Genomic DNA, 3,173 nt, shown 5'->3' with positions numbered 1-3,173 from the left:
GCCGCCTCCGGGCCCGGTACGGGCCGCCGGCGACGGCGCGGCGAGCCCGGCCCCGAGGCCGATGCTCCCGTGCGCGGCGGGCACCCCGAGCAGCGGGAGCCCGGTGCCGGCCCGCAGGCCGCACCGGGGCAGGGCGTCCCCGTGGTGCCGCACCAGCGCGGTACCGGTGGCGCACGGCCCGGCGTACTGGGTACGCCGGTCGACCCGGGCAGCCGCAGGCCGGGGCCGAAGCAGGAGTACCTGGACGCCTTCGCCAACGATCACCACTTCGCGGCCGGCGCTCCGTCCGCCGCGGGACCGCAGCGTCCCCCGATGGCCGCGCAGCCCCCGATGGTGGCGCCGTCCTCGCCCGCCTCGGACACGCCGCAGGGGCTCTCCGCATCGTCCGCGTCGCCCCCGTATGCGCCCGGGGTGGACGACGAGATCGCCGCCTACGAAGCGGAGTTCGGGGCCCGGGGAGCACTGGAGGACGTGTCCGGTGACGCCCACCGGCGGAAGGGCACCAAGGGGCGCACGTTCACCGGTGTGGCCGCCGCTGCGGTGACCACCGTGCTCGCGGTGGTGGTCGCCGGCCAGGTCGCCGACGCCCGCAAGAACGGCGTCGACGGGCCGTCGGCGAGCGGCGGGGGCGCGTCGCCGGGCCCGGACGCGGGGCGGCCGCACGGCGGGGCCACGGCCGCGCCCGCCACGTACGCGGCGAAGATGGCCACGATGTATCCGCTCGCCGCCGACCTGAAGGGCCGCGGGACCTTCAAGCCGGTCGGGGGCGCCGCCGCGGCGCCGGGCCGCGGCCATGTGGTGCGCTACCGCGTCGACATCGAGGACGGACTGCCGCTGGACGGCGAGCTGTTCGCCGAGGCGGTGCACAAGACGCTGAACGACGACCGCAGTTGGGCGCACGGGGGGCGGCGTACGTTCGCCCGCGTCGCCTCGGGCCGGGCCGACTTCGTGATCACTCTGGCGAGCCCCGGCACCACCGACGAGTGGTGCGCCAAGTCCGGCCTGGACACCAGCAAGGAGCGGGTCTCCTGCGACTCCGCCGCGACCGAGCGCGTGATGATCAACGCGTACCGGTGGGCGCGCGGCGCGCCGACGTACGGCCCCGACAAGATGTACGCGTACCGGCAGATGCTGATCAACCATGAGGTGGGGCACCGGCTCGGCCACGACCACGAGGGCTGCCCCCGGCAGGGCGCGCTCGCGCCCGTGATGATGCAGCAGACCAAGTTCCTGACCACGGACGGCGCCACCTGCCGCCCGAACGCCTGGCCGTTCCCGACCGCCTGACGCGCCACGCCCCGGTACTGCCTCGGAACGCTGAGCTTGGTGGAAAGTTACGCCTCTTCACCCCTTTTGGTGGTGCGACGGACAACCGTCCGTCGCGCCACCGGTGCTTCTGCGTAGCGTCGTGTCGCAGGCGGTGACGATCCGGCCACCGCCCGGAAGGACGCCGATCCGAGGACGGGGGTGCGCTCGTGCGCATTGGACTGCTCACCGAGGGTGGCTATCCGTACGCGTCCGGTGAAACGCGTGCCTGGTGCGACCGCCTCGTGCGCGGGCTCACCGGCCACGACTTCGAGGTGTACGTGCTGGGCGACGGCTCCGCGGCGCACGCGCCCGGCCGCGACGCCGCGCGGACCCGGAGTGGCCGGCGCGGGGCCCGGCGCGGCGGGGCGGCCGGCGCGGGCCGCCGCGAACGGCAGCGCTTCGCCCGGCACTTCACCGATCTCGCGGCGGCGTTCTGCGGCCCGCCGGGGGAGGCCGGGCACGAGGCGGACCGTTTCGCCGCCGGCCTGTACGGCCTCGCGGACCTGGCCCGCAGCGCCGGCACGCTGCCCGAACTGCTCCGCTCCGAAACGGCCGTCCGCGTCCTCGAAGCCGCCTGCCGCGCCCCCGGCGCGCTGCCGGCCGCACGTGCGGCCCAGGTCACCGACCTGTTGGCCGTCACCGAGGCGCTCGACGGCGCGCTGCGCCCGCTGTCGCTGGACTGGTACGGCGACGGTGAGGACGGTCCGTACGGGGACGGGCGCGACGCGCGGCCCGGGGGAGCCGAGGGGCGGGGCCTCGGTGGGGTCGACCTGTGCCATGCGACGTGCGGTGGCCCGGCGGCCCTCGCCGGACTGCTGGCCAAACGCTTCTGCGGCACTCCGCTCCTGGTCACGGAGTACGGCGTACGGCTGCGCGAGCACCATCTCGCGCGCGCCACCGCAGCGCTCAGCTCCCCCGTGCACGCGCTGCTGGCCGCCTTCGAGGGCGCGCTGGCCGCCGAGACGTACCGCACGGCCGATCTGATCACCCCCGGCAACACCCGCATCCGCCGCTGGCAGGAGCGGTGCGGCGCGCCCCGCGACCGGCTCCGCACGGTCTACCCGGGCATGGACGCCGCGCCGTTCGCCCGCGTCCCGGACGCCGCGGCCGACGACTCCAAGACCCTGGTGTGGGTCGGCACGGTCGAGCCCGACAAGGACCTCATCGGGCTGCTGCACGCCTTCGCGCAGGTCCGCGCGGCCGAGCCGGACGCGACCCTGCGGATCATCGGTGCGCCCGGCGCCGGGCCGGAGGCGCCCGCCTATCTGGCGCACTGCCGCGCGCTGGCCGCGCAGCTCTTCCCGGACGAGGCCGCCGACGCGGTCACGGTCGGCGAGAGTCCCGTCTCGTTCGAGGAGATCGGCGACCCCGGGGTGGCGCGGCCGGCCGACGCGTACGAAGCGGGCGCGGTGCTGGTGCTCTCCAGCGTCGTCGGGGGGTTCCCGAGGACGCTGGTGGAGGCGATGTTCTGCGGCCGGGCCACGGTGTCGACGGACGTGGGCGCGGTCTGCGAGGTCATCGGCGGCACGGGCCTGGTCGTACCGCCGCGCAACCCGCGGGCGCTGGCGGACGCGTGCACCGCCCTGCTGGGCGACCCGGAGCGGCGGGCCCGGCTGGGCGCCGCGGCCCGGGCCCGGGCACTCGAACTGTTCACCGTCGAGCAGAACATCGCGGCATTTCGTGGCATCTACCTGGAGCTGATGTCCCGCGCCCCGGTCCGGCACGCGGAGCGGGACGTGGACGGCGCGCCGCGCCCCTTCGCGCGCCCCGCCGAGTCGCGCCTGCCGGACCACTGGGCCGCCCCCGGCCCGTCGTCCGCGCCGCAGGACGGCGGCCACACCCCCAGCTGGGCGCGGCCGCCCGCC

General features: G+C 76.6%; 2 protein-coding genes. Both read left to right on the top strand.

Annotated features, from left to right (window positions below; all coding sequences use genetic code 11):
* Positions 1 to 1,287, top strand: a 1,287-nt coding sequence (locus tag ABT381_RS35455) for a DUF3152 domain-containing protein (RefSeq protein WP_502965741.1), incomplete at its 5' end; no start/stop codon positions are given.
* Between the two features lie 188 nt (positions 1,288 to 1,475).
* The coding region (locus ABT381_RS35450) for a glycosyltransferase (RefSeq protein ID WP_351602150.1) at positions 1,476 to 3,173 on the top strand (1,698 nt) is incomplete at its 3' end.

Source organism: Streptomyces sp. NPDC000151 (assembly GCF_040301705.1).
Classification (GTDB): Bacteria; Actinomycetota; Actinomycetes; order Streptomycetales; family Streptomycetaceae; genus Streptomyces.
Note: the sequence above shows the minus strand (reverse complement) of the source record. Positions and strands in the feature narration are given on the sequence as shown.